Source organism: Microbacterium algihabitans, from assembly GCF_032464975.1.
GTDB classification, from domain to species: domain Bacteria; phylum Actinomycetota; class Actinomycetes; order Actinomycetales; family Microbacteriaceae; genus Microbacterium; species Microbacterium algihabitans.
The window spans coordinates 157,529-182,997 of sequence record NZ_JAWDIU010000002.1; the positions used below are offsets into that span (position 1 = coordinate 157,529).

Genomic DNA, 25,469 nt, shown 5'->3' on the forward strand with positions numbered 1-25,469 from the left:
CCTCCCCTGACGCAAGGGGCAGGGGTCGAATGGCGGGGGGCCGACGGATGTCACTACGGTGGGGCCATTCCGGGCTGACTCGCGCCCGGAAGTGACCTTGGGGGAATCACATGATCAAAACGCGTACGTCTTTCGCGCTCGTCGCCGCATCGGCGTTGCTGCTGCTGACCGGGTGCTCGGGCGGCGGCGACTCGAGCGCGAATGAGGCCGACACGAACGACACCGCCGGAACGAGCGAGGCCAGCTCGTCGGCGCAGGCGTCGAGCGCTCCTGCTCCCGCCGGTGACCAGTCGAAGGCCGACGCCTGCCAGATCGTGCAGGAGCAGTTCCAGGCCGTCAGCCAGGCCGGAAGCTCGATCGACACGTCCGACCCGCAGGCCACGCTGACGCAGTTCCGTGAGCTGGCGACGCAGGTCGACACCGAGTTCGGGGGCATCACGAACGAAGAGGTCGCTCCGGCCGCCCAGAAGGCGAGCGGCGCGCTCAACGAGTACGCCACGTTCCTCGAGGGCCTCATCGCCGATCCCAACACGGCGAGCGGCCTCAGCGACCAGGTGACCGCTCTGCAGGAGAGCTTCACCGACGCGGCGACGGTGTGCGCCGGCTGACCAGCTGACGACACGAGGGCGGGGCAGGAGAGCGATTTCCTGCCCCGCCCTCGTTCTCTGTTCCGGGCTGCGCGTCGCCGCCCCGGGCCGGTTAGTGAGTGGTCCCGGCTCCGGCGGTCGTCACGACGCGTCGGTCGTCGCGACGCGTGGGTCGTCGCGGCGCGTGGGTCGTCGCGGCGTCGTCGGTCGTCACGACGCGTCGGTGGTCGCGGCCTCGTCGGTCTTCGCCGCGTCGTGGGTCTCTGCGTCGTCCACCGCTGCAGCGTCGGGTTCTGGAGCAGCACCGTCGAGCGCCGCCGGCCCCTGCTCGACCAGGATGCGGAACTGCGCGGCGTCGAGGATGCGCAGACCCAGCTCCTCGGCCTTCGCCAGCTTCGAGCCGGCACCCGGACCCGCCGCGACGAAGTCGGTCTTCTTCGACACGCTCGAGGCCGCCTTGCCGCCGGCGGAGATGATGGCCTCCTGTGCTCCCTCACGGGTGTAGCCGTCAAGGGATCCGGTTGCCACCACGGTGAGTCCGGCGAGGACTCCCCCGGCCGCTGCCGCTGCCCCGGGCCCGGGGTGGCCGGGAATGGAGAACCGTACGCCCGCCGCGGTCCACCGCTCGACGATGTCGCGGTGCCAGTCGACCTCGAACCAGTCGATGACCGCGTCGGCGATGATGCCGCCCACGCCCTCGACCGCGGCCAGCTCGTCGCGCGAGGCCGCCCGGATTGCGTCGAGTGAGCCGAACCACTGCGCGAGCGCCCGCGCGGCGACCGGACCGACGTGGCGGATGTTCAACGAGACGAGCAGGCGCCACAGGTCTTTGGTCTTGGCCTTCTCGAGCTCGGCGACGAGCTTGACCGCCTGCTCGGACGGCAGCACTTCGCGGTGATCTTTCCGGATGCCGCGTCGACGCCGCTCCGCGGGATCGAGGTCTTCCGTGCCCGGAGGGTAGGTCGCCGCCCCGAGCTTCTGGAACGGAGCACGCCGTACGGGTTCGCCCGAGTCGGGGTCGACCTTGCGTTCGCCGGTCTCGGAGTCGCGCACCACGACCTCGATGGGCACGAGCTCGTCGACGGTGAGGTCGAACAACCCCGCCTCGGTGTCGAGCGGAGGGCGCTCGGGTATCTCGGGCTGCGTGAGCGCTGCCGCCATCACCTCGCCGAGGGCTTCGATGTCGAGGGCGCCGCGCGACCCGATGTGCTCGACCCGACCGCGCACCTGCGCGGGGCACGACCGCGCGTTGGGACAACGCAGGTCGATATCGCCCTCTTTGGCCGGTCGCAGCGGCGTACCGCACTCGGGGCAGTCGGTAGGCATGACGAAGGCCCGTTCGGTGCCGTCGCGTAGCTCGACGACGGGCCCGAGCACCTCGGGGATGACATCACCCGCCTTGCGGAGCACGACGGTGTCACCGATCAGCACGCCCTTGACCTTCACGACGTCTTGGTTGTGCAGGGTCGCCTGGCGCACGACGCTGCCGGCCACGCGCGCGGGCTCCATCACGGCGAAGGGCGTGGCGCGGCCCGTGCGTCCGACCGAGACGACGATGTCGAGCAGCTTCGTGTTGACCTGCTCGGGCGGGTACTTGTACGCGATCGCCCACCGCGGGGCGCGACTGGTGGCGCCGAGTTCGTCGTGCAGGGCGAGTTCGTCGATCTTGACCACGACGCCGTCGATCTCGTGCTCGACGTCGTGGCGGTGCTCGCCGTGGTGGGCGACGAACGACAGCACGCCGTCGATGGAGTCTTCGACGCGGAAGTACGGCGAGGTGGGCAGCCCCCACGACGCCAGCAACGCATAGATCTCGCTCTGCGCGGCGACGGGAGGGTCGGGCCAGGCACCGATGCCGTGGACGTAGAGCGCGAGCGAGTCGATGCGCGCGAGCCCCGCCTCGAGCTCGAGTCCGGATTTCTTCTCGATCTGCTGACGCAGGCCGCCGCTGGCCGCATTGCGCGGATTCGCGAAGGCGGGGAACCGCCGCGCGGCGGCGATCTCGGCCTTCTCTTCATCGAAGACCCGACCGCCGCGGCGGCCCGACGCGCGTTCGCGGGCCTCGGCGACCGCTCGCTCGCGGAATTCGCCCTGCAGACGATTGAGGTTCTCGAACTTCGCGACCGGGATGAAGACCTCGCCGCGCACCTCGACCAGAGCGGGGTGGCCCTCGCCGGTGAGCTCGCGCGGGATGCCCGTTACCCGTAGCGCGTTGACGGTCACGATCTCGCCGACCCGACCGTCGCCGCGGGTGGCGGCCGAGGTCAGCACCCCGTTCTCGTACCGCAGATTGATGGCCAACCCGTCGATCTTCAACTCGCTGAGCCAGTGCACGGGCCGACCCGCGGAGGCCTCGGCCTTGACCGCCCAGTCGCGCAGTTCATCGGGCGAGAAGACGTTGTCGAGGCTCAGCATGCGCTCGGCGTGCTCGATCGTCGCGAGGTCGGTCGCCTCGGCGGCGCCCACCGACTGGGTCGGGCTGTCTTGCCCCTGCAGTTCGGGATACAGCCGCTCGATCGCCTCGAGACGGTGCATCCACCCGTCGTAGGTGGCGTCGTCGACCAGCTCGGCGTCGCGCCCGTAGTAGGCGTCGCGCGCGCCCAGGATGCGCTGCGACAGATCGCCCGCCTCGGCGCGTGCCTGGTCGAGGGTCAGGTCGGGAAGCTGATCGTGCTCGGTCACGTCTCCAGCTTAGGGAGGGGGTGCGACATCGCCCCGGGCCTTGCCGGCGACGGTGCGGAGAGAAGCCGCCTCAGGCTTCGACCGGCACCGCCGACACCGTGCGGTCGATCGTGAACTGACCGATCACGCGCGTCCCGTCGTAGAGCACAGCGGTCTGTCCGGGCGCGACGCCGTCGAACGGCGTTGCGGGACGCACCGTCAGCAGACCGTCGGACATCGATGCGAACGCCGGCACCGGGTCGGCGTGGGCGCGGATCTGCACGTCGCACGCGAAGGAGTCGGCATCCGGAGCCCGACCTGCCCAGGTGAAGCGCTCCCCCGCGATCTCGGAGCACGCGAGCGCCTCTTTCGGCCCGACCACGACGGTGTTGTTGATGGGGCGCACCTCGAGCACGAAGCGCGGCTTGCCGTCGGCGGCGGGCACCCCGAGCTGCAGGCCGCGGCGCTGGCCCACGGTGAAGGCGTGCGCTCCCTCGTGCGTGCCCACCACGGCTCCGGTGCGGTCGAGGATCTCGCCGCGCTCCGCACCCACCTTGTCGGCGAGCCAGCCGCGCGTGTCGCCGTCGGGGATGAAGCAGATGTCGTGGCTGTCGGGCTTCTGCGCGACCGAGAGTCCGCGCTCCTCCGCCTCGGCGCGCACGAGCGCCTTCGAGGGGGTCGAGCCGAGCGGGAAGTACGTGTGCGCGAGCTGCTCGGCGGTGAGCACTCCCAGCACGTACGACTGGTCTTTGGCGTTGTCGGAGGCCCGGTGCAGCTCGCGCCCCTCGGGCGTGTCGACGAGCGTGGCGTAGTGGCCCGTGCACACCGCGTCGAAGCCGAGCTCGACCGCGCGCTCGAGGAGGGCGGCGAACTTGATCTTCTCGTTGCAGCGCATGCAGGGGTTGGGCGTGCGCCCGGCACGGTACTCCGACACGAAGTCGTCGATCACGTCGTCGCGGAAGCGCTCCGAGAAGTCCCACACGTAGAACGGCATGCCGAGCTTGTCGGCGGCGCGGCGGGCGTCCATCGCGTCTTCGATCGTGCAGCAGCCGCGGCTGCCGGCCCGGAGCGTGCCCCCGGCGCGCGAGAGCGCCAGATGCACGCCGACCACGTCGTGACCCGCCTCGACCGCGCGGGCCGCAGCCACCGCGGAGTCGACTCCACCGCTCATCGCCGCAAGAACTCGCATGCAGCCAGTCTACGAAGCCCGGTCTGAACGGGCGCCGGATGGGGCTCCGGATGCCACGGCCCGGGCGTACACCTCGGGCAGGCGGGCGAGGAGAGCGTCGACATCTTCGGCGGTCGAGGTGCGCCCGAGGGTGAAACGCAGCACCGACCGCGCCGCGCGCTCGTCGAGACCGAGCGCGAGCACGACGTGCGACGGCTCGGCGACCCCGGCCTGGCACGCCGACCCGGTGGAGACGGCGAAGCCGTGCATGTCGAGCAGAAACAGCAGGGTTTCGCCCGCGGCATCCGGGAACAGCACGTGCGCGTTGCCGGGCAGGCGATCCGTCGGGTCGCCGAGCAGCCGTGCGGCCGGGACGCCCGCGCGGATTCCGGCGATCAGGCGATCGCGCAGCCCGCGCAGACGCTCGGATTGGGCCTCGCGCTCGATCTCGGCGACGGTCGCCGCCGCGGCGAAGGCGGCCGCCCCCGCGACGTCCTGGGTCCCCGCGCGCAGGCTCCGCTGCTGTCCGCCGCCGTGCACGAGAGGGGTGAGGCGGCCGTGTCGCGACACCACGGCCGCACCGACGCCCACGGGTCCGCCGACCTTGTGGGCTGACACCGACATGGTCACGAGTCCGGATGCCGCGGACCCGGCGCCGCGCCACGCCGCGAAGTCCACGGGCATCTGGCCGAGGGCCGACACCGCGTCGAGGTGCAGCGGGACTCCCGCCGCAGCGGCCGCCGAGGTCAGGCCCGCGGCATCCTGGATCGTCCCGACCTCGTTGTTGGCCACGAGCGCCGTCGCCAGCGCCGCCCCGGGAAGGGCTTCCGCGAAGACCTCGGGCACGATGCGGCCGCCCTCGTCGAGCGAGACGGGGCGCACCGTCGCTCCCTCGGCCGACGCGAGCCACTGCACCACGTCGAGGGTCGCGTGATGCTCTCCGTCGGGCAGCACCACCGCGTCTTCACCCTCGGCCCGCGACCACCACAGCCCCTTCAGCGCGAGGTTGGCGGCCTCGGTCCCGCCCGAGGTGAAGACGACCTCGATCGGCTGGCAACCGAGCACCCCGGCCAGGCTCTCGCGGGCGTCCTCGAGCAGGCGGCGGGCCTGCTGCCCCGCGCCGTGGATCGACGACGGATTGCCGAGCACCTCGTGCGCCGCGAGCCACGCATCGCGCGCCTCGGGCCGCAGCGGGGTCGTCGCCGCGTGATCGAGGTATACCCGCATCCACGCCCTCCCGGTTTCGCCTGCCGCGGTGACTAGCCTATGACGCATGGTCCGACCCGAGACTGCCCTGCCCGCCCGCGCCTCCGCCCGCCCCGGGCTGCTGAGCCCGACCCTCGACGACCTGGGCGTGCGCCTGGGTCCCGACGGCGGCACGCTCCGCGTCTGGTCGGGAGCGGCGGATGCCATGCAGTTGCTGATCTTCGACGAGGTCGACCTCGACTGGGCGACCGAGACCATCACCATGACCCCCGTCGGCGCGGGCGTGTTCGAGGCGTCCTCCGCCCTCCTGCGTCCCGGCGCGCGGTACGCCATCCGCGTGGGCGGCCCGCACGGGCCCGGGCACACCTTCAACCCGCAGTCGCTGCTCGTCGAGCCCTACTCGCGCGGTCTCGTCTCGGGAAGCTACGGCGACTGGCGCTCGGTGGTCGTCGACGGCTCGTTCGACTGGGGCTCGTCGCAGAAGCCGCGGATCCCCCTCGACCGCACGGTCATCTACGAGGGCCACGTCAAAGGCCTGACCAAGCGGCATCCGTTCATCCCCCCGGCCCTGCACGGCACCTACGCCGGCCTCGCGCACCCCGCGATGATCGACCACCTGCTCTCGCTCGGCGTCACCAGCGTCGAGCTGCTGCCGGTGCACGCGTTCGCGACCGAGCCGCGCCTGCTGCAGCTGGGACTCGCGAACTACTGGGGTTACAACTCGCTCAACTTCTTCACCCCGCACGCGCCGTACGCGACCGCCGCGAGCCGCGCCGAGGGGCCCGAGGCGGTGCTGCGCGAGTTCAAGGGCATGGTGAAGCTCCTGCACGAGGCCGGGCTCGAGGTGCTGCTCGACGTCGTCTACAACCACACCGCCGAGGAGGGCATCGGCGGCCCGCGCACGAGCCTGCGCGGCATCGACAACCGCGCGTACTACCGCCAGACCGACGAGGGCGTCTACATCGACGAGACCGGATGCGGCAACGCGGTGAACACGTCGACGGATGCCGCTGCGCGCCTCGTTCTGGACTCGTTGCGGTACTGGAGCGACGAGGTGCAGGTCGACGGGTTCCGCTTCGACCTCGCCGTCACGCTGGGGCGCGACGCCCGCCACTCGTTCGATCCGGCACATCCGCTTCTGACCGCGATCCGCGACGATCCGTCGCTGGCGGACGCGAAGCTCATCGCCGAGCCGTGGGACGTCGGCATGGGCGGCTGGCAGACCGGCAACTTCGGCGAAGGCTGGCTGGAGTGGAACGACCGCTACCGCGACCGCGTGCGCAACTTCTGGCTCAGCGACATCGACTACGCGCGCCGCGCCGACACCGCCCCCGTCGGCGTGGGCGGCTTCGCCACGCGCCTGGCGGGGTCGTCGAACACGTTCAGCGAAGAGCGCGGGCCACTCGCGAGCGTCAACTTCGTCACCGCGCACGACGGGTTCACCCTGCGCGACCTCGTGTCGTACGACGTCAAGCACAACCTCGGCAACGGCGAGCAGAACCGCGATGGCGCCGACACCAACCGCTCGTTCAACCACGGCGCCGAGGGGAGCACCACCGACGAACGCGTGCTTGCCACCCGCCGCAAGGCCATGCGCAACCTGCTCGGCACGCTGCTGCTGTCGGCGGGGGTCCCGATGATCACGGCGGGCGACGAGATGGGCCGCACGCAGCGCGGCAACAACAACGCCTACTGCCACGACTCCGCCCTCACCTGGTTGTCGTGGAACCTCGCTCCGTGGCAGGAGCACCTGTTCGCGCACGCCCAACGGCTGCTGCGCCTGCGCCGCGACAACCCGGCGCTGCGCCCCCAGCGGTTCGCGCGCCTCGGCGAAGTGATCCCCTCGGCGTCGGTGATGGCGTGGTTCGACGAGCGGGGCGAGACGATGTCGAGCGAGCGCTGGAACGACCCGGCGCACCGCACTCTGCAGTACCTCGCCACCTCGACCCCCCAAGACGAAGAGCCCAACCGGGTGCTGCTCGTCGTGCACGGCATCGAGGCCGACACCGAGATCACGCTCCCCGACATCGACGGCGCGGTGTACGTCCCGCTGTGGTCGAGCGCCGATGAGACGCCGGTCGAGACCGCGGAGCGCTACGCCCCCGGCGACGTGGTCCCCGTGACGGGAGCGTCGATGCTGCTGTTCCGCGTCGACTGAACCGGGCCCGCTGTCAAGGCCGGAGCAAACCGTACGGCGATGTCGGCGGCCCGCGATAGGTTCGGACCGTGGCCACCACGACGATGCCTTCGCCCGAGCTGCCCTGGCGCAGCGCCGCCTCGATCCCGGTGCGTCCGGTCAAGCCGACGCCGACCACGCGCAGCGTCGTCACACCGCGCATCCCGATGGCGCTGCCGCACCCCAGCGTCCCCGGGGGGCGTTTCCGCCCCTCCGCCTACGTCGGCGAAGCGGTGCCCTTCACCGTCACCGCCTTCCGCGAGGGCCACGACCGCATCGGCGTGCAGGTGCGGCTGTTCTCGCCTTCCGGCGACGAGTCACTGCACCGACTGAGCCCGCTCAACGACGGATTCGACCGGTGGTCGACCCTCGTCGCGCCCCTCGAACAGGGCGTCTGGCGCTTCCGCTTCGAGTCGTTCGCCGACGACTTCGCCACGTGGGAGCACGCCGCCGATCTCAAGATCGCCGCGGGTGTCGACTCCGCGCTCATGCGCGAGATGGGCGCCCAGCTCTTCGACCGAGCGCGCGGCGAGAAGAAGCGACCCGGCAGCGACAAAGACCTGCTGTACGACGCGGCGCGCTCGCTGCGCGACCCCGACGTGCACGACGACACCGCGCTGCAGATCGTGCGCGACCCCGCCATCGCCGCGCTGTTCGACGCGCGCCCGATGATGGGCCTCGTCTCCGTCGGCAAAGACGCCGAGCTCCTCGTCGAGCGCGAGCGCGCCGGAGTCGGCGCCTGGTACGAGTTCTTCCCCCGCTCCGAGGGGGCACGCCGCGCCGACGACGGCAGCGTCATCAGCGGCACGTTCCGCACCGCCGCCGAACGCCTGCCCGGGGTGGCCGGCATGGGCTTCGACGTGCTGTACCTGCCCCCGATCCACCCGATCGGCCAGACCAACCGCAAGGGCCCCAACAACACCCTGGTCACCGAGCCCGGAGACCCCGGTTCGCCGTGGGCCATCGGCGGCGCAGCGGGCGGACACGACACCGTGCACCCCGACCTCGGCACGCTCGACGACTTCCGTGCGTTCGTCGCCGCCGCGCGCGACAACGGCATCGAGGTCGCGCTCGACCTGGCGCTGCAGGCCTCACCCGACCACCCCTGGGTCGCCGAGCACCCGGAGTGGTTCACGACCCTTCCCGACGGCTCGATCGCGTTCGCCGAGAACCCGCCGAAGAAGTACCAGGACATCTACCCGGTCAACTTCGACAACGACCCCGAGGGCATCCGCGCCGAGGTCCTGCGGGTCGTGCGGCACTGGATCGCGCAGGGCGTCACGATCTTCCGCGTCGACAACCCGCACACCAAGCCCCTGCAGTTCTGGGAGTGGCTCATCGCCACCGTCAGCGCCGAAGAGCCCGGCGCGGTCTTCCTCGCCGAGGCCTTCACGCGCCCCGCTCCCCTGCAGGGTCTCGCGATGGCCGGGTTCCAGCAGAGCTACACCTACTTCACGTGGCGCAACACGAAGGAAGAACTCGAGGAGTTCCTGGGCGGTCTCGCGCACGACACCGCCGACTTCCTGCGTCCGAACCTGTTCGTCAACACGCCCGACATCCTCACCGAGTACCTGCAGTTCGGCGGGCGCCCCGGCTATAAGATCCGCGCCGCGATCGCGGCGACGGCCGCGCCCACCTACGGCGTGTACGCGGGCTACGAGCTGTTCGAGAACGTCGCCCGACCGGGGTCGGAAGAGAACATCGACAACGAGAAGTACGAGTACAAGTTCCGCGACTGGGAGGCGGCCGAGGCCGCGGGCGACTCGCTCGCCCCCTACCTGCGCATGCTCAACGCCGCCCGACGCGCGCACCCGGCGCTGCGTCAACTGCGCAACCTCGACATCCACTGGAGTGACGACGAGGCCATCCTCGTCTACTCCAAGCACCTCGATGCCGCCCTCTCCCCCACGGGTGAGACCGACACGATCATCGTCGTGGCCAATGTCGACCCGCACTCCGCGCGCGAGACGACGGTGCACCTCGACACCACCGTGTTCGGGATCGAGCCCGGAACGTCGTACGACGTCGAAGACCTCGTGACCGGCCAGGTCTGGACCTGGGCCGACCACAACTTCGTGCGTCTCGACGCCTTCGCCGAGCCCGTGCACATCCTGCACGTCAAGGAGAACCGATGAGCACCCTTCCCCCCGAGATCCTCGACGCCGTGGCCCACGGCGCGCACCACGACCCGCACAGCGTGCTGGGCGTGCATGAGAGCAGCGACGGGTGGGTCATCCGCTCCCGCCGCCCGCTGGCGCACGACGTCCACGCGGTCCTCGCCGACGGCTCGACCGTGCCGCTCGCGCACGTGCGCGGCGGCGTCTGGGAGGCCACCGTCGACGCCCATCCCGGCGCCTACACGGTGCGCGCGTCGTACAACGGAAGCGAGCACGTCGCCGACGACGGCTATCGTCACGCCCCCTCGATCGGCGAACTCGACCTGCACCTGATCACCGAGGGGCGCCACGAGGAGCTGTGGCGCGTGCTCGGCGCCCACCCGCGCGTACTCGACGGCTCGAGCGGCACCGCGTTCACCGTCTGGGCGCCCGACGCACGGGCCCTCCGCGTGATCGGCGACTTCAACGGCTGGGACGGCACCGGCCACGCGATGCGCTCGATGGGCGGCAGCGGCGTCTGGGAGCTGTTCGTCCCGGGTGTCGGCGTCGGCACCCGCTACAAGTTCGAGATCCTCACGCGCGGCGGACAGTGGATCGAGAAGGCCGACCCGATGGCGCGTCTGGCGGAGGTCCCTCCCGCCACGGCATCCGTCGTGACCGATTCGACGTACGCCTGGGCGGACGACGAATGGATCGACGAGCGCTCGCGCACCGCGCCGATCGACCGACCGATGTCGATCTACGAGCTGCACCTCGGGTCGTGGAAGCAGGGCCTGTCGTACCGCGACGCGGCCGACGAGATCATCGACTACGTCGGCGCTCAGGGGTTCACCCACGTCGAGTTCCTGCCCTTGTCCGAGCACCCGTTCGGCGGATCGTGGGGCTATCAGGTGTCGGGCTACTACGCCCCCACGAGCCGCTTCGGAGACCCCGACGACCTGCGCTACCTGATCGACCGGCTCCACCAGGCCGGCATCGGCGTGATCATGGACTGGGTTCCCGGCCACTTCCCGAAGGATGACTTCGCTCTCGCGCGCTTCGACGGCGAGCCCCTCTACGAGCACCCCGACCCCCGCCGAGGCGAGCACAAGGACTGGGGCACGCTCATCTTCGACTACGGCCGCAACGAGGTGCGCAACTTCCTCGTCGCGAACGCGCTGTACTGGTTCGAGGAGTTCCACGTCGACGGTCTGCGCGTGGATGCCGTGGCCTCCATGCTCTACCTCGATTACTCCCGCAACGACGGCGAGTGGGCGCCCAACCAGTTCGGCGGCCGCGAGAACCTCGAGGCGATCCGCTTCCTGCAGGAGGTCAACGCCACCTCGTACAAGCGCTACCCCGGCATCGCGCTGATCGCCGAAGAATCGACCAGCTTCCCCGGCGTCACCGCCCCCACCTCCGCCGCGGGCCTCGGCTTCGGCTTCAAGTGGAACATGGGCTGGATGAACGACTCGCTGCAGTACATCGGGCGCGATCCGATGTATCGCTCGCACCACGAGGGTGAGCTGTCGTTCTCGTTCGTCTACGCCTTCAGCGAGAACTTCATCCTGCCGATCAGCCACGACGAGGTCGTACACGGCAAGGGCAGTCTCTTCGGCCGCATGCCCGGTGACCACTGGCAGAAGCTCGCCAACATGCGGGCCTTCCTCGCCTACATGTGGGGCCACCCCGGCAAGCAGTTGCTGTTCATGGGCCAGGAGTTCGGTCAGATGTCCGAGTGGTCGGAGTCGCGCAGCATCGACTGGTGGATGCTCGACCAGCCCTCGCACGCGCAGCTGCACGACTTCGTCGCCGAGCTCAACCGCGTGTACAAGGACCAGGCTCCGCTGTGGTCGCGCGACCACGACGGAGCAGCGTTCTCCCGTCTGGGCGCGCCCGCGTGGAACCCCAATGTGCTCGCGTTCGCGCGCCGCGACCACCACGGCAACACGGTCGCGGTCGTGTGCAACTTCTCGGGAGTGCCGCTCGGCGACTTCCCGCTCGACCTGCCCGAGGCCGGAACCTGGACCGAGGTGCTCAACAGCGACGCGGAGGCCTTCGGCGGTTCGGGTCAGGGCAACCTGGGTGCTGTCGTGACCGACGCGCGGGGCAGCGCCACGCTGACCATCCCGCCGCTGGGTGTGCTCTGGTTGCACCACCGCGCCGGCAGCTGACAACCCATCGCGTGAAGGCCCCGATCCGCTTCTGCGGGTCGGGGCCTTCGCATGCCCGCAGGCGGCCGAAGCAAACGGCCCCGCCCCTCGAAGGAGGGACGGGGCCGACGGCGTCTCGCGATCAGAACAGCAGCGACGCCAGACGGGCGCGGGCCCGGATGACGCGCGCGTCGTCGTCACCGACGAGACCGAACAGCTCGAGCAGGCGCTCGCGCACCGGAGCGCGGTCGTCGGCCGACAGCGCCTGGAAGAGGTCGAGCAGACGACCGAACGCGTCGTCGACATGACCGCCGACCACATCGAGGTCGGCCACGAGGAACTGCGCGTCGAGACCGGTCGGCTCCGCGGCCGCCGCGTCGCGCGCGGCCTGCAGGTCAGCGCCCTGCACCCGATCGAGCAGGCGCACCTGGCCGAGGCCGGCGCGGGCGTCGGCGTCGCGCGGGTTCTCGGCGAGGGCCTTCTCGTACGCGGTGATCGCGCGGGCGTAGTCGCCCTCCTCGATCGCGGCGAAGGCCTCGGCGTGCAGCGGGGGCAGCGGCGGCTCCTCGGGCGCGACGTCGTCGGTGACGCCGTCGACGGGCACCGTTCCGGTCACGCCGTGCTGCGCGGCCAGCTGCAGCAGTTGGGCGAACACGTCGCGCACCTGCTGCTCGGGTACCGCACCGGTGAACAGCGGAACGGGCTGACCGGCGACGAGGGCCAGCACCATCGGAATCGACTGCGCACGGAAGCCCTGCGCCAACTGCGGGTTGGCGTCGACGTCGACCTTGGCGAGCACCAGGCGGCCGCCGAGTTCGATGACGACCTTCTCGAGCACGGGGCTCAGCTGCTTGCAGGGACCGCACCACTCGGCCCAGAGGTCGATGACGACCGGCACGGTGCGCGAGAGCTCGAGCACCTCACCGAACGACGCGTCGGTGACGTCGAACACGAGCGGGCTCGCTCCCCCCGCGGGCGCCGGTGCGGCCGGGGCTCCGGCGGCGGGCGCAGCGGGAGGCTGCGGGCGGTTGCGCAGCGACGAGAGGTCGACGGCACCGCGCATGACGGAACCGGGGGCGGGAGTGCTCACGGGGACACCTTCGCTTCGAGGAGGCTGGAACGGTAACCGAGCAGGCGGATCTGATCATCGGAGCCCTGGCTGGGCACGTAGAAGAACACCTGATCGGAGTAGGTCGTGGTGAAGCCGGTCGCCGACTGGTCGACGCCGGTCAGAGCCTTGACCGCGGGGTTGTTGTCGAGCTTGATCACGGCGTCGGGGTTGGTGGGCTTGGCCGTGTCGCTCTCGTACACGTTGACGGCGACGATCGCACCGGTGTCGAGCGTGGCGAGGGCGATCGGCGTCGCCGGACCCGCGGAGGCCGAGAAGCTGATCTGCGCGGTGCCGGCACCGGTCTGATTGAGCTCGTCGGTGCGCTGCGTCTTGTTCGCCTGGATCGCGCTGAGCAGCAGGTCGTTGGCGGTGTCGAACGTGGTGTACGACGCGCTCTTGTCACCGTTGTTGATGATGTCGGCGTAGGCCGCGGCGACCTTGTCCGGAGCGAGCACGAGGAACGACGAGTCGGGCGGCACCTGGGTCGCGCCCACGTACGGGGCGGCGAGCTCGGGGAGGTTGGTCGAGGCTTCGAGGTTGCCGACGTACGACGCCTTGTACTCGTCCCAGGGCGAGTCCTGCGTCAGCATCATGATGGTCGTGGTGGGCGTCGCGGCATCCGCCGACTCCACCACCGTCATCACGGTGCGCGGCCAGGCGGCAGTGGTCTGCGGCAGCACGATCTGCACGGGCTCCGCCGGGATCGCCGGAAGGGCGGGGCGATCGCTCAGCGCGGCGCGCAGCGTGTAGTTGGTCTGACGCTCGGCGAGAGCGGGACCGGCCAGGCGCTGGCTCGCCGCGTTCGCATCGAGGGCGGCGTCGGCTTCGGCGACCGTGCTCGACACGCGCGAGACGATGCGCTGAGCCTGCGCCTCGGTCACGGCCGGCGGGAACTGCCCCTCGGGAACGATCACCGTGGGCGACGGGCTCGGCGTCTCCGTTGCGGCCAGCTGGGGCCAGGCGTCGGCCGAGCACCCCGCCATCAGCGCCACCGAGACTCCGAGCGCGGGCACGGCGATCAGGGCACGGCGGGCGCCGCCGCGGCGCGATCGGCTGACCACGCCCTTGGCCTCGGCATCCGCGTCGACGGTCGAGATGGGCTCGGTGACCGGCAGCGGCAGACCCTTGCGGCGCGGGCGACGACGACGGCGGACGTGCAGAATGCCGAGCACGTACAGCACGACGCCGATGAACAGCACGACGCCGCCGCCGACGATGAGGGGGCCGGCCCACGGGGTCGAGTTGTCGATGGGCCAGGTCACGCTGATGTTCGAAGGGGCGGGAGCGGTGCCGTCGGATGCCACGAGCACGCTCATGTCGGAGGGCAGCTGCAGCGTCGTGGAGAGCGACCCGGTCTGCTCGTACTCGTCGAGCCACAGGTCGGAGTCGACGGGACTGCGTCCGGCGGCGGCGTCGGACGCGGGCGTCACCGTCGGCTCGACCGTCGCGGTCTGCACCGTGCCCTCACCGTCGACGGTCACCGCGGTGTACGGCACATCGGCCAGCCACGCCTTCATGTCGGCGGTGCGGCCGTACGAGGCGAAGACCTCGCCGTCGCCCTCGACACGCAGGGTCTGCGCGCCGGGGACGCTCGTCAGAACCGAGCCGTCGATGAGCGTGTAGGCCTCGCTCCCGTCGGTCTGCACGTTCGCCGACGCCTCGGACGGACCCTGGAAAACCGTGCGCTGGGCGATGCCCGCACCGATCATGGCGGCGGCGATGACGAACGCCACCACGGCCCAGACGAATCTCACGCTTCACACCATCCCCACCGGTGGCTCGGACGCCACCGAAGAATCGACGTTTCAGACTATCCGAGGGCGTCTGAAAGTTCTCGGCGAGGCCCGTCGTACGCTCCGAAGGCGCCGTGCTCAGTATCCTGACCACACGGGCACGACCGCCCGGCTGAGGCGGGAGCCGTTCCCATGAAGATCCACAACCCGTTCCGGGTCGCGTTGCTCGCGACGCTCGGCGTCGGCGTCGGCCTGCTCGTCATCGGCAGTGTGCAGAGCCTGTCGACGATCCTGCTCTACGTCGGCACGGCCCTGTTCCTCTCGCTCGGACTCGATCCGCTGGTGTCGTTCCTCGAGCGCCGCGGACTCCCCCGCTGGGCCGCCGTCCTGGTGACGATCCTCGGGGTGCTCGGCGTCTTCACCGGGATCGTCTTCATGGTCGTGCCGATCATCGTCGGCCAGATCGCTCAGCTCGTCGGGCAGATCGAACAGTTGCTGCAGCCCGGGGCGTGGAACGAGATCGTTCTGAACGTGCAGACGTGGGTGTCGCAGACCCTCCCCTGGCTCAAGATCGACGACGTCTGGGCCAGCGTGCAGCAGTGGCTCTCGACCCTCGATGTCGGATCGATCTCCACGATCGTCGGAAACAGCCTGCTCACGGGCGCCGGCGCGGTCGCCGCGGGCCTGGGCGGCGCGTTCATCGTGCTCATCCTCACGATCTACTTCACGGCATCCACCCCCTCGCTGAAGTCGGCCGTCTACCAGCTCGTCCCCGCGTCGAAGCGCGCTCGGTTCATCGAACTGGCCGAGAAGATCACCGACTCCGTGGGCTACTACGTCATGGGGCAGGTCAGCCTCGGTGTGATCAACGGCGTGCTCAGCGCGATCTTCCTGTCGATCATCGGCGCCCCCTTCCCCGCGGTGCTGGCCGTGGTGGCGTTCTTCTTCTCGCTCATCCCGCTGGTGGGCACCCTGACCGGCTCGACGATCATCGTGCTGACGTGTCTGCTGCCGGGGCTCGGGTCGCCGAGTCTGGCGTTGATCGCGCTGATCTACTACCTCATCTACATGCAGATCGAGGCGTACGTGATCTCGCCGCGCATCATGAACCGCGCGGTGTCGGTGCCCGGTTCGGTCGTCGTCATCGCCGCCCTCGCCGGTGGCGCGCTGCTCAACCTTCTCGGCGCGCTCATCGCGATCCCGGTCGCCGCGAGCGTGCTGATCATCTACCGCGAGGTCATCATCCCGCGGCAGAACGAGCGCTGAGCCGCCGTCTCAGTCGGCGAGCGGGCCGTCCCACTCGACCGGCAGAGGGAGCGCGTCGGGATTCACCGCGGCGACGATCTCGGTGAGGACGCGTCGCGTCTGGGTCTCACCGACCCACAGGTGCTTTCCGCCCTCGACCGCGATGAGCGTGGCATCCGGAACCGATGCGAAGCCCTCGCGGGCGTCGTCCGGCCGCAGGTAGTCGTCGAACTCCGGAACGAGCACGACCATGCGCCGCGCATCGCCCGCCCACGCCGCCACCTCGTCGGCCGTGGCGCGGTGCAGGGGCGGCGAGAGCAGGATGACGCCCTCGATGTCGTGATCGCGGCCGTACTTCAGCGCGAGCTCGGTGCCGAACGACCAGCCGACGAGCCAGGGTCGCGGGAGCCCTCGCTCGCGCGCGAAGTCGACCGCGGCGGCCACGTCGAAGCACTCGGCCGCGCCTCCGTCGAACGAGCCCTCGCTCGTCCCGCGCGGCGAGGTCGTGCCGCGGGTGTTGAACCGCAGGACCGCCAGATCGGCCAGGGCCGGCAGACGGCCCGCCGCCTTGCGCAGGATGTGCGAGTCCATGAAGCCGCCGGCCGTGGGGAGCGGATGCAGGGTCACCAGCGTCGCGACCGGGTCGCGGTCCGCGGGCAGGGCGAGTTCACCGACGAGGGTGAGCTCGTCGACCGTGCGCAGTTCGATGTCCTCGCGTCGAGCGGGGAGAAGGACGGGTCCGCGAATCTCCATCAGGCGATCCTCCAACAGTGCGTGTGCCAATGTCTGCGTGCGGCGAGGTCGGCGGCGTCGCCGAGCACGCCGTCGGCACGCCAGACGACGAGGTGAGCCGTTCCGACGGTCACGGTGCGTCCGCACCCGGGGCAGAGGTACTCCTTCTGCGCCTGCGGGGCCGAGATCGGTTGGACGGTCCACTCGACGCCACGCTTGACCTCGATGCGCTTCCAGCCGGCGATGAGGCGATCGAGCGACTCGTCGCCGCGGCCCGGATCGGGACGCCGCTTACGGGAGCGGGGCATGGGCGCCGCTCACCACCAGTGGTTGCTGGTCCAGAAGGCGTACGCTTTCGCCCAGCTGCCGTAGCGGCCCACGGCGTAGCCCGTGCCCCAGCGGAGGTTGTCGACCGGGTCGTAGCCGTTCCCTGGCACCTTGCTGCAGGGCAGCGCCTGCACGAGACCGCATGCGCCCGAGGAACGGTTGGTCGCGTTGGGGTTCCACCCGCTCTCGCGGCTCACGATGTAGTCGACGTAGCCCATGTCGGCCTCGGAGATGCCGGCCGCGGCCATCCAGTCGGCGGGAGCGCCGCCGCCGCTGTACTTCACCGGGCCGCCCCCGCCCGAGGACGACCCGGAACCCGAACCGGAGCCCGACTTCTTCGAGCCCGACGACGTCGGTGTGGGGGTCGGCGTCGGCTTCGGCTTCACGTACACGTTGTAGCTGGAGCGCTCGAGAGACGGGGCTTGCTTCTCGCCCGTGGTCGACACCGACTGCACGTCGTCGAGACCCTGGGCGTACAGAGTGACCGTCTTGGGTCCCTCGGCCTGGGCGGGCTGCAGAGCGGCGCCCATCGGGCCGACGTACGCAGCGGCGAACAGCACCGCGGCGCAGGCGCCGAACACACCGACGACGCCGCGACGACGCGACCACCGCGGGGCGGTGCGCCGCGGGAGGGCCGGCGGCACGACGTCACCGGCCGAGCCGCCCCGACGGGCGACGCGGCGAAACGATGCGCGCGAGAGTTCCGAACCAGAAGTCACAGTGACGCCGATTCTACCGACGCATTGCGGCGGCTGCCATCCGCGCGGCTCATCCGACAGCGAGCATGACTTCGACGACGGCGTCGAGCACGGCGTCGACCTGGGTCTCGCGGTACCCGCCGCGCTGCAGACGGAAGGCGACGGCGCGCACCTGCTCCGCCGTCACGGGATCACCCGCGGCGAGATAGCGGGCCACGCGATCGGCGACGACGTCGACCTCGTCGACGCGGTACCCGAAGTGCATCCAGCCGACGCGCTCGAAGCGTTCACCGCGCGGGCGCTGCAACCTGTCGAGCACCACCTGCGCCGTGTCGCGGGTCTCGGCGACCCAGGCGCGCGCGCCCAAGCGCGACAACGCGTGCTCCCGCTCCCGCGCGGCGAAGGCGTCTTCGACGCGACCGAGGGCCGCATCGACGGCGTGCACGGCGTACCCGCCCTTCACGAGGGGAAAGGCGACGGCGCGGATCTCGGAGGAGCGGAGAGTTCCGGTCTCGTCCTGCTCGAAGGCCTCGCGGGCCTTGGCGAGGAAGGCGTCGACGGCGCGCTTCTCGTAGCCCTGCGCCCGCCCGGTCACGGTGGGGAACGGCGTCGCGGCCGCACGGTCGTGGATCGGGGTATCGCTCATGACACTCCCAACGGGGCGAGCAGGTAGTACAGGGCCAAGGCGGCCGTGGCCGACGGCAGGATCGAGTCGAGACGGTCGAGCACCCCGCCGTGGCCGGGCAGCCACGAGCTCATGTCTTTGATGCCGAGGTCGCGCTTGACCATCGACTCCCCGAGGTCGCCCACCGTCGCTGTGGCGAGCACGACGGCGCCGAAGATCAATCCAGCCCACCACGGGACCTGCAGCATGAATACCGCGAGCAGCGCACCGGCGATGAGAGCCGCAGCACACGCGCCCGCGAAGCCTTCCCAGGTCTTCTTCGGGCTGATGCGAGGGGCCATCGGATGCCGTCCGCCCCGGCCGAACGTCAGGCCAGAGACGTAGGCGCCGGTGTCGGCGGCCACTGCGAGGATGAGGAACGCCAGCACCCACCATTCTCCGCGCGGCTGCGCGAGCAGGATCGTCGCGAGCGAGGTGAGGAACGGCACGTAGAGCTGCACGAACGAGGCGACGAGCACGTCGCCGATGACCTCGATGTGCGCGCGCCCGTCGTCGGCGAACATCTGGGCGGTGAGACGCCAGACGATGACGACCGCGATGGCCACCAGCAGGGCGATCCAGTGCACCCACGGCCCGAGGAAGAACCCGCTGAGCAGCAGCAGGAAACCCATCGCGAGCTGCGGGACGACGTCGACCTTGCGTCCGGCGACCTGCAGGGCGCGGGAGAACTCCAGCACGCCCAACACCATCGCGGTCGCCGCGAACAGCACGAACAGCCACTTCACGAAGATCAGCGAAGCGACGACGATCACGCCGATCGCGACACCGATGAGCGTCGCGACGATGAGGTCGCGGCCGGTGCGCTGCTTCAGACGCTCGTTGGCCTGATCGAACTCCGCACGGGCGTGGGCGATGTTGCGCTCCGCGTCGGTGCGCATCGCGCGCAGCTGCGCTTCGATGGCGGTGGCGTTCTCGCCCGTGACCGGCGCACGCCGAGCCGACTCGGCACGACGGGTCCCGCGCTTGTCGAGGGGTCCGGTGTCGCCAATCTCAGGGGCGTCGGGCATGGGGGTCAGACCTCGAGCAGCTCGGCCTCTTTGCGCTTGAGAGCCTCGTCGATCTGGTCGACGTGGGTGCGCGTGACGGTGTCGAGCTCCTTCTCGGCGCGGACGAGTTCGTCTTCGCCGACGTCGCTCTTGAGGGCGTCGAGGTCGTCCTTGGCCTTGCGGCGGAGGTTGCGCACCTGCACCTTGGCGTCTTCGCCCTTGCCTCGCACGATCTTGACGTACTCCTTGCGGCGGTCCTGGGTGAGCTCGGGCATGGTGACGCGCACGATGGTGCCGTCGTTCGTGGGGTTCACCCCGAGGTTCGGCATGTCGCGGATGGCCTGTTCGATGGCCTTCAACGCGGACTTGTCGTAGGGGTTGATGACGAGGGTGCGAGCCTCGGGGTTGTTCAGCGACGCGAGCTGCGCCAGCGGGGTCGGCGAGCCGTAGTAGTCGACCAAGACCTTCTGGAACATCTGGGGGTTCGCGCGTCCGGTGCGGACGGTCGCGAAGTCCTCCTTGGCGGCCTCGACGGCGCGATCCATGCGCGCTCCGGCTTCGGCGAGGACATCGGCGATCACGGTGACTCCATTCGTTGGAACTGGCTTCTCAGTCTAGTCGCGCGCGGGCCCGGCTCCCCGGGCCCGCGCGCGGCGCGTCACGCGGTGACGAGGGTGCCCATCATCTCGCCGAGCAGCGCCTGGGTGACGTTACCGGCCGGCTCCATGCCGAACACCCGCATGTCCATTCCGTTGTCCATGCAGAGGCTGAACGCGGTCGAGTCGACGACCTTGAGGCCCTTCTGCAGGGCGTCTCCGTAGGTCACGTGGTCGAGCTTGGTGGCCGAGGGGTCGGTGCGCGGGTCGGCGGTGTAGACGCCGTCCACACCGTTCTTCGCCACGAGCACCTCGGTCGCGCCGATCTCGAGCGCGCGCTGGGCGGCCACGGTGTCGGTGGAGAAGTAGGGCAGGCCCGCGCCGGCGCCGAAGATCACGACGCGGCCCTTCTCGAGGTGGCGCATCGCGCGGCGCGGAATGTAGGGCTCGGCGACCTGGGTCATCGAGATGGCCGACTGCACGCGCGTGGCGGCGCCGGCCTGCTCGAGGAAGTCCTGCAGGGCGAGGGCGTTCATGACCGTGCCCAGCATTCCCATGTAGTCGGCGCGCCCGCGGTCCATGCCGCGCTGGCTGAGCTCGGCTCCGCGGAAGAAGTTGCCTCCGCCCACGACGATCGCGATCTCGACGCGATCCGTCGCCTGGGCGATCTCTCGGGCGATCTGGCTGACGACGTCGGGGTTCACGCCCAACTGGCCTCCGCCGAACGCCTCCCCCGACAGCTTCAGCAGTACTCGGCGGCGCTTGGTGGCTGCATCCATCACGTGATGTGTCCTCTCGTCTTGAACAAACTATCCCCCTGCCCGTCGCGACCGATACGGCGGGTCACCGACGGAGCGCGGGCAGGGAAAAGGCCCGGGATGCCGTGGCATCCCGGGCCTTCTGACGGGCCGTGAGCCTGTCTCGGGGTTACGCGCCGACCTTGAAGCGCGCGAAGTCGGTCAGCGTGAGACCGGCGTCGGACGCGACCTTGGCGACGGACAGCTTGTTGTCCTTCGCGTAGTCCTGGTCGAGCAGGGCGACCTGCTTGAAGAACGCGTTGACGCGGCCTTCGACGATCTTCGGCAGGGCGGCCTCGGGCTTGCCCTCGTTGCGGGAGATCTCGGTGACGATCTCGCGCTCCTTGTCGACGTCGGCCTCGGGCACGGCGTCGCGGGTGAGGTACGAGGGGTTCGCGAACGAGATGTGCTGCGCGATCGAGCGAGCGGTCTCGGCGTCGTCACCGGTGTAGGCGAGCACCACGCCGACCTGCGGGGGCAGGTCCTTGCTGGTCTTGTGCAGGTAGACCTCGAACTTGTCGCCCGAGATGGTGCGCACGCGACGGAGCTCGACCTTCTCGCCGATGATCGCGGCCTCGTCCGAGATGAGCTGCTCGACGGTCTTGCCGTCGACGTCGGCGGCCAGGGCGGCCTCGACGGAGTCGGCACCGACGGCGGCGGCCGCGTCGACGACCTTGTCGGCCAGAGCGATGAAGCGCTCGTTCTTGGCGACGAAGTCGGTCTCGCAGGCGAGCTCGAGCAGGGTGACCGAGCCGTTGTTCTCGCGCGCGGCGACGAGGCCCTCGCTGGTCGAACGGTCGGCACGCTTGGCGTTGCCCTTGGCACCCTTGAGGCGCAGGATCTCGACGGCCTTCTCGACGTCGCCGTCAGCCTCTTCGAGCGCCTTCTTGGTGTCGACCATGCCCGTGCCGAGCTGCTCGCGCAGCGCCTTGATGTCGGCGATCGTGAAGTTTGCCATGGTGTGGCGTCTCCTTGTCGTTTGCGTTCTGTATGTGAGCCCGGCGGGGCCGTGTCGCCGCCCTCCGAAGAGGGGGCTGTCACGACCCCGCCGGATCGTAGCCTGTGCGGGTGGCGCACCGTTCACGCGGAGGCGAACGGAGTGCCTCGCGGCTTACTTGCTGTCGGTGGCCTCGGCGTCCGCGGCGGGGGCCTCGGTCGACTCGACGGCGGGGGCCTCGTCGGTCGCCTCAGCGGCAGGAGCCTCGTCGGTCGACTCGGCGGCGGGCGCCTCGGTCGACTCGGCGGGGGTCTCGAGCAGCTCGCGCTCCCACTCGGCGAGCGGCTCAGCGGCCTCTTCTTCGCCGGCGGGCTGGTGACGCTGGATGAGGCCCTCGGCGGCGGCATCGGCGATGATGCGCGTGAGCAGGCTCACCGAGCGGATCGCGTCGTCGTTGCCGGGGATCGGGTACTGGAACTCGTCGGGGTCGGCGTTCGTGTCGAGGATGCCGATGACGGGGATACCGAGCTTCTTGGCCTCGTCGACCGCGAGGTGCTCGCGCTTGGCGTCGACGACCCAGATGGCCGAGGGGGTCTTCTGCAGGTTGCGGATACCACCGAGCGACTTGTGCAGCTTGTCGAGCTCGCGCTTCTTGAGCAGGAGCTCCTTCTTGGTGAAGCCGCTCTCAGCCGGGTTCTCGTAGTCGAGCTCCTCGAGCTCCTTCATGCGGGCGAGGCGCTTCGACACCGTCTGGAAGTTGGTGAGGAGGCCACCGAGCCAGCGCTGGTTGACGTAGGGCTGGCCCACGCGGGTCGCCTGCTCGGCGAGGACTTCCTGCGCCTGCTTCTTGGTGCCGACGAAGAGGATGGTGCCGCCGTGCGCGACGGTCTCCTTGACGAACTCGTACGCCTTGTCGATGTACCCGAGCGACTGCTGCAGGTCGATGATGTGGATGCCGCTGCGCTCGGTGAGGATGAAGCGCTTGACCTTCGGGTTCCACCGGCGGGTCTGGTGTCCGAAGTGAACGCCGCTGTCGAGCAGCTGGCGGATGGTGACGACGGCCATGGTCGTACTCCTGTTTCTGGGCGCTTTCGCGCCGTGGTTGTGGTTGTTCGCGTCAGACGGTCCGTCTGACGAGCCTGGTGCCCGGCGCACACCCGCCGACCGCCGAAGCGGTGGACCATGGGGTGTGGATGCCGCGCGGTGCGCTACCCGTGAGGGCGACGCGATGCGCTGTGGGCACGCGGAGTCATCCCGACATGCGAGATGCACCCCCCAGCATACAGGACGCCTCCTCCCCACAGCGCCTTCCGCCGCGCGCGTGCACCGAGGCGGCGATGGAGCCCGCGCGGCCTCACGAAGGCGGTGAGACTGCCGGCATGTCTCCCGTTCGGCTCCGTCTCGCCCGCGCTCTGGTCGTGCTCACCGCGATCGTCCTGGTCTGCGGGGCGGCCGGTCCGGGGGACCCCCTCTCGACGAAGGGATGGGTCTGGCCGACCGACCCGGTACAGGTCGTCCGCCCCTTCGAGGCTCCCGCGCACGCGTACGGCCCGGGTCATCGCGGCCTCGACCTGACGGCGTCGGGTAGCGTGCGCTCCCCCGCTGACGGCCGGATCGCGTTCGCGGGCGAGGTCGCCGGGCGCGCGGTGGTCACGATCGACCACGGCGACGGGCTGGTGACGACGCTCGAACCGGTCGCGACGGAGCTCGCGGTGGGCGATGCCGTCGCGCGGGGAGCGCCCGTGGGGGTCGTGTCGACGGGCGGGCACACGAGCCGCGGCGAGGTGCATTTCGGCGTGCGCCTCGACGGCGTCTACGTCAATCCGCTGCGCCTGCTCGGAGGAGTGCCGCGTGCGGTCCTCCTCCCCTGCTGTTGACCGCGGAGGGCGGGCGGATGCCGTCACCCGACCTGGTTGCCGCGCCCCTCGACCGTGGTGGAGCCGACTCCGCCGTCTGCGCGGACGACGTTGTCCTGACCGCGTACCGTGACCGACGAGATCGTCCCGCCCGACTGCACGGTCGTCCGGTCGCCGCTGAGGTCGGCGCTGCCGATCGCTCCGGCGGAGGTGACGGAACCGTCGTTCCCCTGCACCACGAGCGAGTCGACGGATGCGACGGTCACCCGCGCGCGATCGCCCGAGATGCGCAGGGTCTGCACCGTGGCGCCCGACGCGTCGACGGTGAGCGCCGAGCCCGAGACGTCCAGCTCGGAGCAGGTGCCGACGATCCGCACTGTCTGTTCGGCGCCCGACACGCTCCGCGAGCCGCCGTCACCGCACGAGAGGGCACCGGGGTCGTCGCTGGGTGCCGAGGGCGCGGTCGTGGGGGCAGGCGCGACGCTCGTCGACGGTGCCGGCGAGAGGGTGACGACCGAGGGCGAGGGCACCGACACGGTCGGGGCGGGGGCGGATGCCGACATGCCGGGCGGGAGGCGCGTCTCGACGGGCTGCGGGACCGGTGCGCACGCCGCGAGAGCGGCCGCCAACGCGAGGGCACCTGTCAGCAGGGCGGGTGTTCGGGCTCTTCGCACTCCCCCACGCTAGGACGCGGGCGTGCGTGGCGCCACCGCGGCGCGCGGAGCCGGGTCAGGCTCGGGGGTGCGCGAGCCGGTAGGCCTCGCGCAGCCGTTCGGCCGAGACGTGGGTGTAGATCTGCGTCGTCCCGAGGCTCGCGTGTCCCAGGATCTCCTGCACCGAACGGAGGTCCGCGCCGCCGTCGAGCAGGTGGGTGGCCGCGGAGTGCCGGAGGGCGTGCGGGCCCAGCACCTCGGCTCCGACGCTCGGGGCGACGGTGGCGGAGACGAGCGCGTGCACCGCGCGCGGGCCGAGACGGCCGCCCTTCGCACCGAGGAACACGGCGCGCGGCGCTCGCTCGACGACACGGCCGCGCGAGACGGCCGACTCGGAGGCACCGGCAGCCGCAGCCGAGGCACGCGTCAGGAGCACGGGTCGACCGCGCACGAGATAGGCCTGCAGAGCCTCTCCGGCGAGCAGGCCGAACGGGACGACCCGCTCTTTGTCGCCCTTCCCGCGCACGCGGAGGGTGCGACGCTCGTGGTCCACGTCGTCGAGGTCGAGCCCGCAGATCTCCGACACGCGGGCGCCGGAGCCGTAGAGCACCTCGAGCACGGCGTGGTCGCGCAGTGCGAGGGGGTCACCGTCCGCGGCGCGCACGCGGGCGGCCTCGAGAACGCCGTCCAGCGCCTCCGCCGTCGCCACGGTCGGCAAGGTGCGGCCCCGCTTGGGCGTCACCAGACGCTGCGACGGGTCGAGCGCGATGATCTCCTCCTCCACCGCCCACGAGAACAGGCCGCGCACGCTCGAGGTGCGCCGCGCAGACGTCGCCTTCGACTGCCCCGCCTTGGTGGCCCGCCACTGCCACTCCCGCAGGTCGTCGACGCTCAACGACTCGATGGCACCGTCGCCCACCGCGCCGACGAGATCGGTCAGATCCGATCGGTAGGCACGGACCGTCGCGGGCGACAGCCGCCGCACCTCGGCGAGGTGAGTCAGATACCCCTCGACGGCTTCGGACAGACGCATGGCTTCAGCCTGCCCGTGCCCGCCGAACCCGTG

General features: G+C 70.6%; 22 protein-coding genes. 6 read left to right on the forward strand and 16 right to left on the reverse strand.

The features are described from left to right. Positions 1-110: 110 nt before the first annotated feature. Entirely contained in the window at positions 111-608 is a 498-nt protein-coding gene (locus RWH43_RS08015) for a hypothetical protein (protein WP_251506842.1), read from the forward strand. 189 nt (positions 609-797) lie between these two features. Here RWH43_RS08015 and ligA read toward each other — a convergent pair whose 3' ends face one another. The 3 genes from ligA to RWH43_RS08030 all read right to left on the reverse strand — a co-directional run bounded on the left by ligA (position 798) and on the right by RWH43_RS08030 (position 5,643). Continuing rightward, a complete protein-coding gene (gene ligA / locus RWH43_RS08020; RefSeq protein ID WP_316001179.1) occupies positions 798-3,269 on the reverse strand; it encodes an NAD-dependent DNA ligase LigA in 2,472 nt (823 codons plus the stop codon). A gap of 70 nt (positions 3,270-3,339) precedes the next feature. Further along, complete coding sequence (gene mnmA, locus RWH43_RS08025) at positions 3,340-4,437, reverse strand: tRNA 2-thiouridine(34) synthase MnmA (protein ID WP_316001180.1); 1,098 nt, start codon at positions 4,435-4,437, stop codon at positions 3,340-3,342. A 9-nt stretch (positions 4,438-4,446) separates the two neighbouring features. Next, positions 4,447-5,643, reverse strand: a complete 1,197-nt coding sequence (locus RWH43_RS08030) for a cysteine desulfurase family protein (RefSeq protein ID WP_316001181.1) — start codon at positions 5,641-5,643, stop codon at positions 4,447-4,449. Between the two features lie 46 nt (positions 5,644-5,689). Between RWH43_RS08030 and glgX the strand changes: the two genes are divergently transcribed. The 3 genes from glgX (at position 5,690) to glgB (ending at position 12,068) form a co-directional block, all read left to right on the forward strand. Continuing rightward, on the forward strand, positions 5,690-7,780 hold the full coding sequence (gene glgX / locus RWH43_RS08035; RefSeq protein WP_144834973.1) for a glycogen debranching protein GlgX: 2,091 nt from the start codon (positions 5,690-5,692) through the stop codon (positions 7,778-7,780). A gap of 83 nt (positions 7,781-7,863) precedes the next feature. Next, positions 7,864-9,933 (forward strand): alpha-1,4-glucan--maltose-1-phosphate maltosyltransferase, encoded by a 2,070-nt coding sequence (locus RWH43_RS08040; RefSeq protein ID WP_144835055.1) that lies wholly within the window; start codon positions 7,864-7,866, stop codon positions 9,931-9,933. Beyond that, the gene (gene glgB, locus RWH43_RS08045; RefSeq protein WP_316001182.1) at positions 9,930-12,068 is read left to right on the forward strand and encodes a 1,4-alpha-glucan branching protein GlgB; all 2,139 of its coding nucleotides are present in this window, start codon (positions 9,930-9,932) and stop codon (positions 12,066-12,068) included. Before RWH43_RS08040 ends, glgB begins: the two co-directional genes overlap by 4 nt. Before the next feature lie 121 nt (positions 12,069-12,189). Here the strand turns inward: glgB and RWH43_RS08050 are convergent, their stop codons facing one another. Beyond that, positions 12,190-13,137 carry a tetratricopeptide repeat protein gene (locus tag RWH43_RS08050; RefSeq protein ID WP_316001183.1) on the reverse strand — a complete coding sequence of 316 codons (948 nt, stop codon included), beginning with the start codon at positions 13,135-13,137 and terminating at the stop codon, positions 12,190-12,192. Beyond that, a complete protein-coding gene (locus RWH43_RS08055) occupies positions 13,134-14,912 on the reverse strand; it encodes a DUF8094 domain-containing protein (RefSeq protein ID WP_230704736.1) in 1,779 nt (592 codons plus the stop codon). Before RWH43_RS08055 ends, RWH43_RS08050 begins: the two co-directional genes overlap by 4 nt. A 171-nt stretch (positions 14,913-15,083) precedes the next feature. On the opposite strand from RWH43_RS08055, the gene RWH43_RS08060 reads away from it, so the two are divergent. Then, on the forward strand, positions 15,084-16,157 hold the full coding sequence (locus RWH43_RS08060) for an AI-2E family transporter (protein WP_144834966.1): 1,074 nt from the start codon (positions 15,084-15,086) through the stop codon (positions 16,155-16,157). Between the two features lie 9 nt (positions 16,158-16,166). Here the strand turns inward: RWH43_RS08060 and RWH43_RS08065 are convergent, their stop codons facing one another. The 9 genes from RWH43_RS08065 to rpsB form a co-directional block, all read right to left on the reverse strand. Further along, positions 16,167-16,889, reverse strand: coding sequence for an alpha/beta hydrolase (locus RWH43_RS08065; protein WP_316001184.1), 723 nt, complete (start codon positions 16,887-16,889; stop codon positions 16,167-16,169). Then, positions 16,889-17,176 carry an Rv1322 family protein gene (locus RWH43_RS08070; RefSeq protein ID WP_316001185.1) on the reverse strand — a complete coding sequence of 96 codons (288 nt, stop codon included), beginning with the start codon at positions 17,174-17,176 and terminating at the stop codon, positions 16,889-16,891. The genes RWH43_RS08065 and RWH43_RS08070 overlap by 1 nt, the downstream gene beginning before the upstream one ends. 9 nt (positions 17,177-17,185) lie before the next feature. Further along, complete coding sequence (locus tag RWH43_RS08075) at positions 17,186-17,914, reverse strand: aggregation-promoting factor C-terminal-like domain-containing protein (RefSeq protein ID WP_316001186.1); 729 nt, start codon at positions 17,912-17,914, stop codon at positions 17,186-17,188. A 49-nt stretch (positions 17,915-17,963) separates the two neighbouring features. Next, entirely contained in the window at positions 17,964-18,539 is a 576-nt protein-coding gene (locus tag RWH43_RS08080) for a DivIVA domain-containing protein (protein ID WP_144834960.1), read from the reverse strand. Then, on the reverse strand, positions 18,536-19,585 hold the full coding sequence (locus tag RWH43_RS08085; RefSeq protein WP_144834958.1) for a phosphatidate cytidylyltransferase: 1,050 nt from the start codon (positions 19,583-19,585) through the stop codon (positions 18,536-18,538). The genes RWH43_RS08080 and RWH43_RS08085 overlap by 4 nt, the downstream gene beginning before the upstream one ends. Positions 19,586-19,590: 5 nt before the next feature. Further along, on the reverse strand, positions 19,591-20,145 hold the full coding sequence (frr, locus tag RWH43_RS08090) for a ribosome recycling factor (protein ID WP_144834956.1): 555 nt from the start codon (positions 20,143-20,145) through the stop codon (positions 19,591-19,593). 77 nt (positions 20,146-20,222) lie between these two features. Then, a complete protein-coding gene (gene pyrH, locus RWH43_RS08095; protein WP_316001187.1) occupies positions 20,223-20,939 on the reverse strand; it encodes a UMP kinase in 717 nt (238 codons plus the stop codon). Between the two features lie 148 nt (positions 20,940-21,087). Next, positions 21,088-21,915, reverse strand: coding sequence for a translation elongation factor Ts (tsf, locus tag RWH43_RS08100; RefSeq protein WP_144834952.1), 828 nt, complete (start codon positions 21,913-21,915; stop codon positions 21,088-21,090). A gap of 153 nt (positions 21,916-22,068) precedes the next feature. After that, positions 22,069-22,959 carry a 30S ribosomal protein S2 gene (gene rpsB, locus RWH43_RS08105; RefSeq protein WP_316001188.1) on the reverse strand — a complete coding sequence of 297 codons (891 nt, stop codon included), beginning with the start codon at positions 22,957-22,959 and terminating at the stop codon, positions 22,069-22,071. 314 nt (positions 22,960-23,273) lie between these two features. On the opposite strand from rpsB, the gene RWH43_RS08110 reads away from it, so the two are divergent. Next, positions 23,274-23,771 (forward strand): murein hydrolase activator EnvC family protein, encoded by a 498-nt coding sequence (locus RWH43_RS08110; protein ID WP_316001189.1) that lies wholly within the window; start codon positions 23,274-23,276, stop codon positions 23,769-23,771. A 23-nt stretch (positions 23,772-23,794) separates the two neighbouring features. Here the strand turns inward: RWH43_RS08110 and RWH43_RS08115 are convergent, their stop codons facing one another. Next, positions 23,795-24,424: a YdhT family protein gene (locus RWH43_RS08115; RefSeq protein ID WP_316001190.1), complete on the reverse strand. Its 630-nt coding sequence runs from the start codon at positions 24,422-24,424 to the stop codon at positions 23,795-23,797. A gap of 55 nt (positions 24,425-24,479) precedes the next feature. Then, positions 24,480-25,436, reverse strand: coding sequence for a tyrosine recombinase XerC (locus RWH43_RS08120; protein ID WP_316001191.1), 957 nt, complete (start codon positions 25,434-25,436; stop codon positions 24,480-24,482). Between the last annotated feature and the right edge of the window lie 33 nt (positions 25,437-25,469).

Excerpts from the sequence above, each read along its gene's own strand:
- RWH43_RS08015 (WP_251506842.1), top strand. The coding sequence starts at position 111 with ATGATCAAAACGCGTACGTCTTTCGCGCTCGTCGCCGCATCGGCGTTG.
- mnmA (WP_316001180.1), bottom strand. The coding sequence starts at position 4,437 with ATGCGAGTTCTTGCGGCGATGAGCGGTGGAGTCGACTCCGCGGTGGCT.
- RWH43_RS08030 (WP_316001181.1), bottom strand. The coding sequence starts at position 5,643 with ATGCGGGTATACCTCGATCACGCGGCGACGACCCCGCTGCGGCCCGAG.
- glgX (WP_144834973.1), top strand. The coding sequence starts at position 5,690 with ATGGTCCGACCCGAGACTGCCCTGCCCGCCCGCGCCTCCGCCCGCCCC.
- RWH43_RS08040 (WP_144835055.1), top strand. The coding sequence starts at position 7,864 with ATGCCTTCGCCCGAGCTGCCCTGGCGCAGCGCCGCCTCGATCCCGGTG.
- glgB (WP_316001182.1), top strand. The coding sequence starts at position 9,930 with ATGAGCACCCTTCCCCCCGAGATCCTCGACGCCGTGGCCCACGGCGCG.
- RWH43_RS08060 (WP_144834966.1), top strand. The coding sequence starts at position 15,084 with ATGAAGATCCACAACCCGTTCCGGGTCGCGTTGCTCGCGACGCTCGGC.
- RWH43_RS08065 (WP_316001184.1), bottom strand. The coding sequence starts at position 16,889 with ATGGAGATTCGCGGACCCGTCCTTCTCCCCGCTCGACGCGAGGACATC.
- RWH43_RS08070 (WP_316001185.1), bottom strand. The coding sequence starts at position 17,176 with ATGCCCCGCTCCCGTAAGCGGCGTCCCGATCCGGGCCGCGGCGACGAG.
- RWH43_RS08080 (WP_144834960.1), bottom strand. The coding sequence starts at position 18,539 with ATGAGCGATACCCCGATCCACGACCGTGCGGCCGCGACGCCGTTCCCC.
- RWH43_RS08085 (WP_144834958.1), bottom strand. The coding sequence starts at position 19,585 with ATGCCCGACGCCCCTGAGATTGGCGACACCGGACCCCTCGACAAGCGC.
- pyrH (WP_316001187.1), bottom strand. The coding sequence starts at position 20,939 with ATGGATGCAGCCACCAAGCGCCGCCGAGTACTGCTGAAGCTGTCGGGG.
- tsf (WP_144834952.1), bottom strand. The coding sequence starts at position 21,915 with ATGGCAAACTTCACGATCGCCGACATCAAGGCGCTGCGCGAGCAGCTC.
- rpsB (WP_316001188.1), bottom strand. The coding sequence starts at position 22,959 with ATGGCCGTCGTCACCATCCGCCAGCTGCTCGACAGCGGCGTTCACTTC.
- RWH43_RS08110 (WP_316001189.1), top strand. The coding sequence starts at position 23,274 with ATGTCTCCCGTTCGGCTCCGTCTCGCCCGCGCTCTGGTCGTGCTCACC.
- RWH43_RS08120 (WP_316001191.1), bottom strand. The coding sequence starts at position 25,436 with ATGCGTCTGTCCGAAGCCGTCGAGGGGTATCTGACTCACCTCGCCGAG.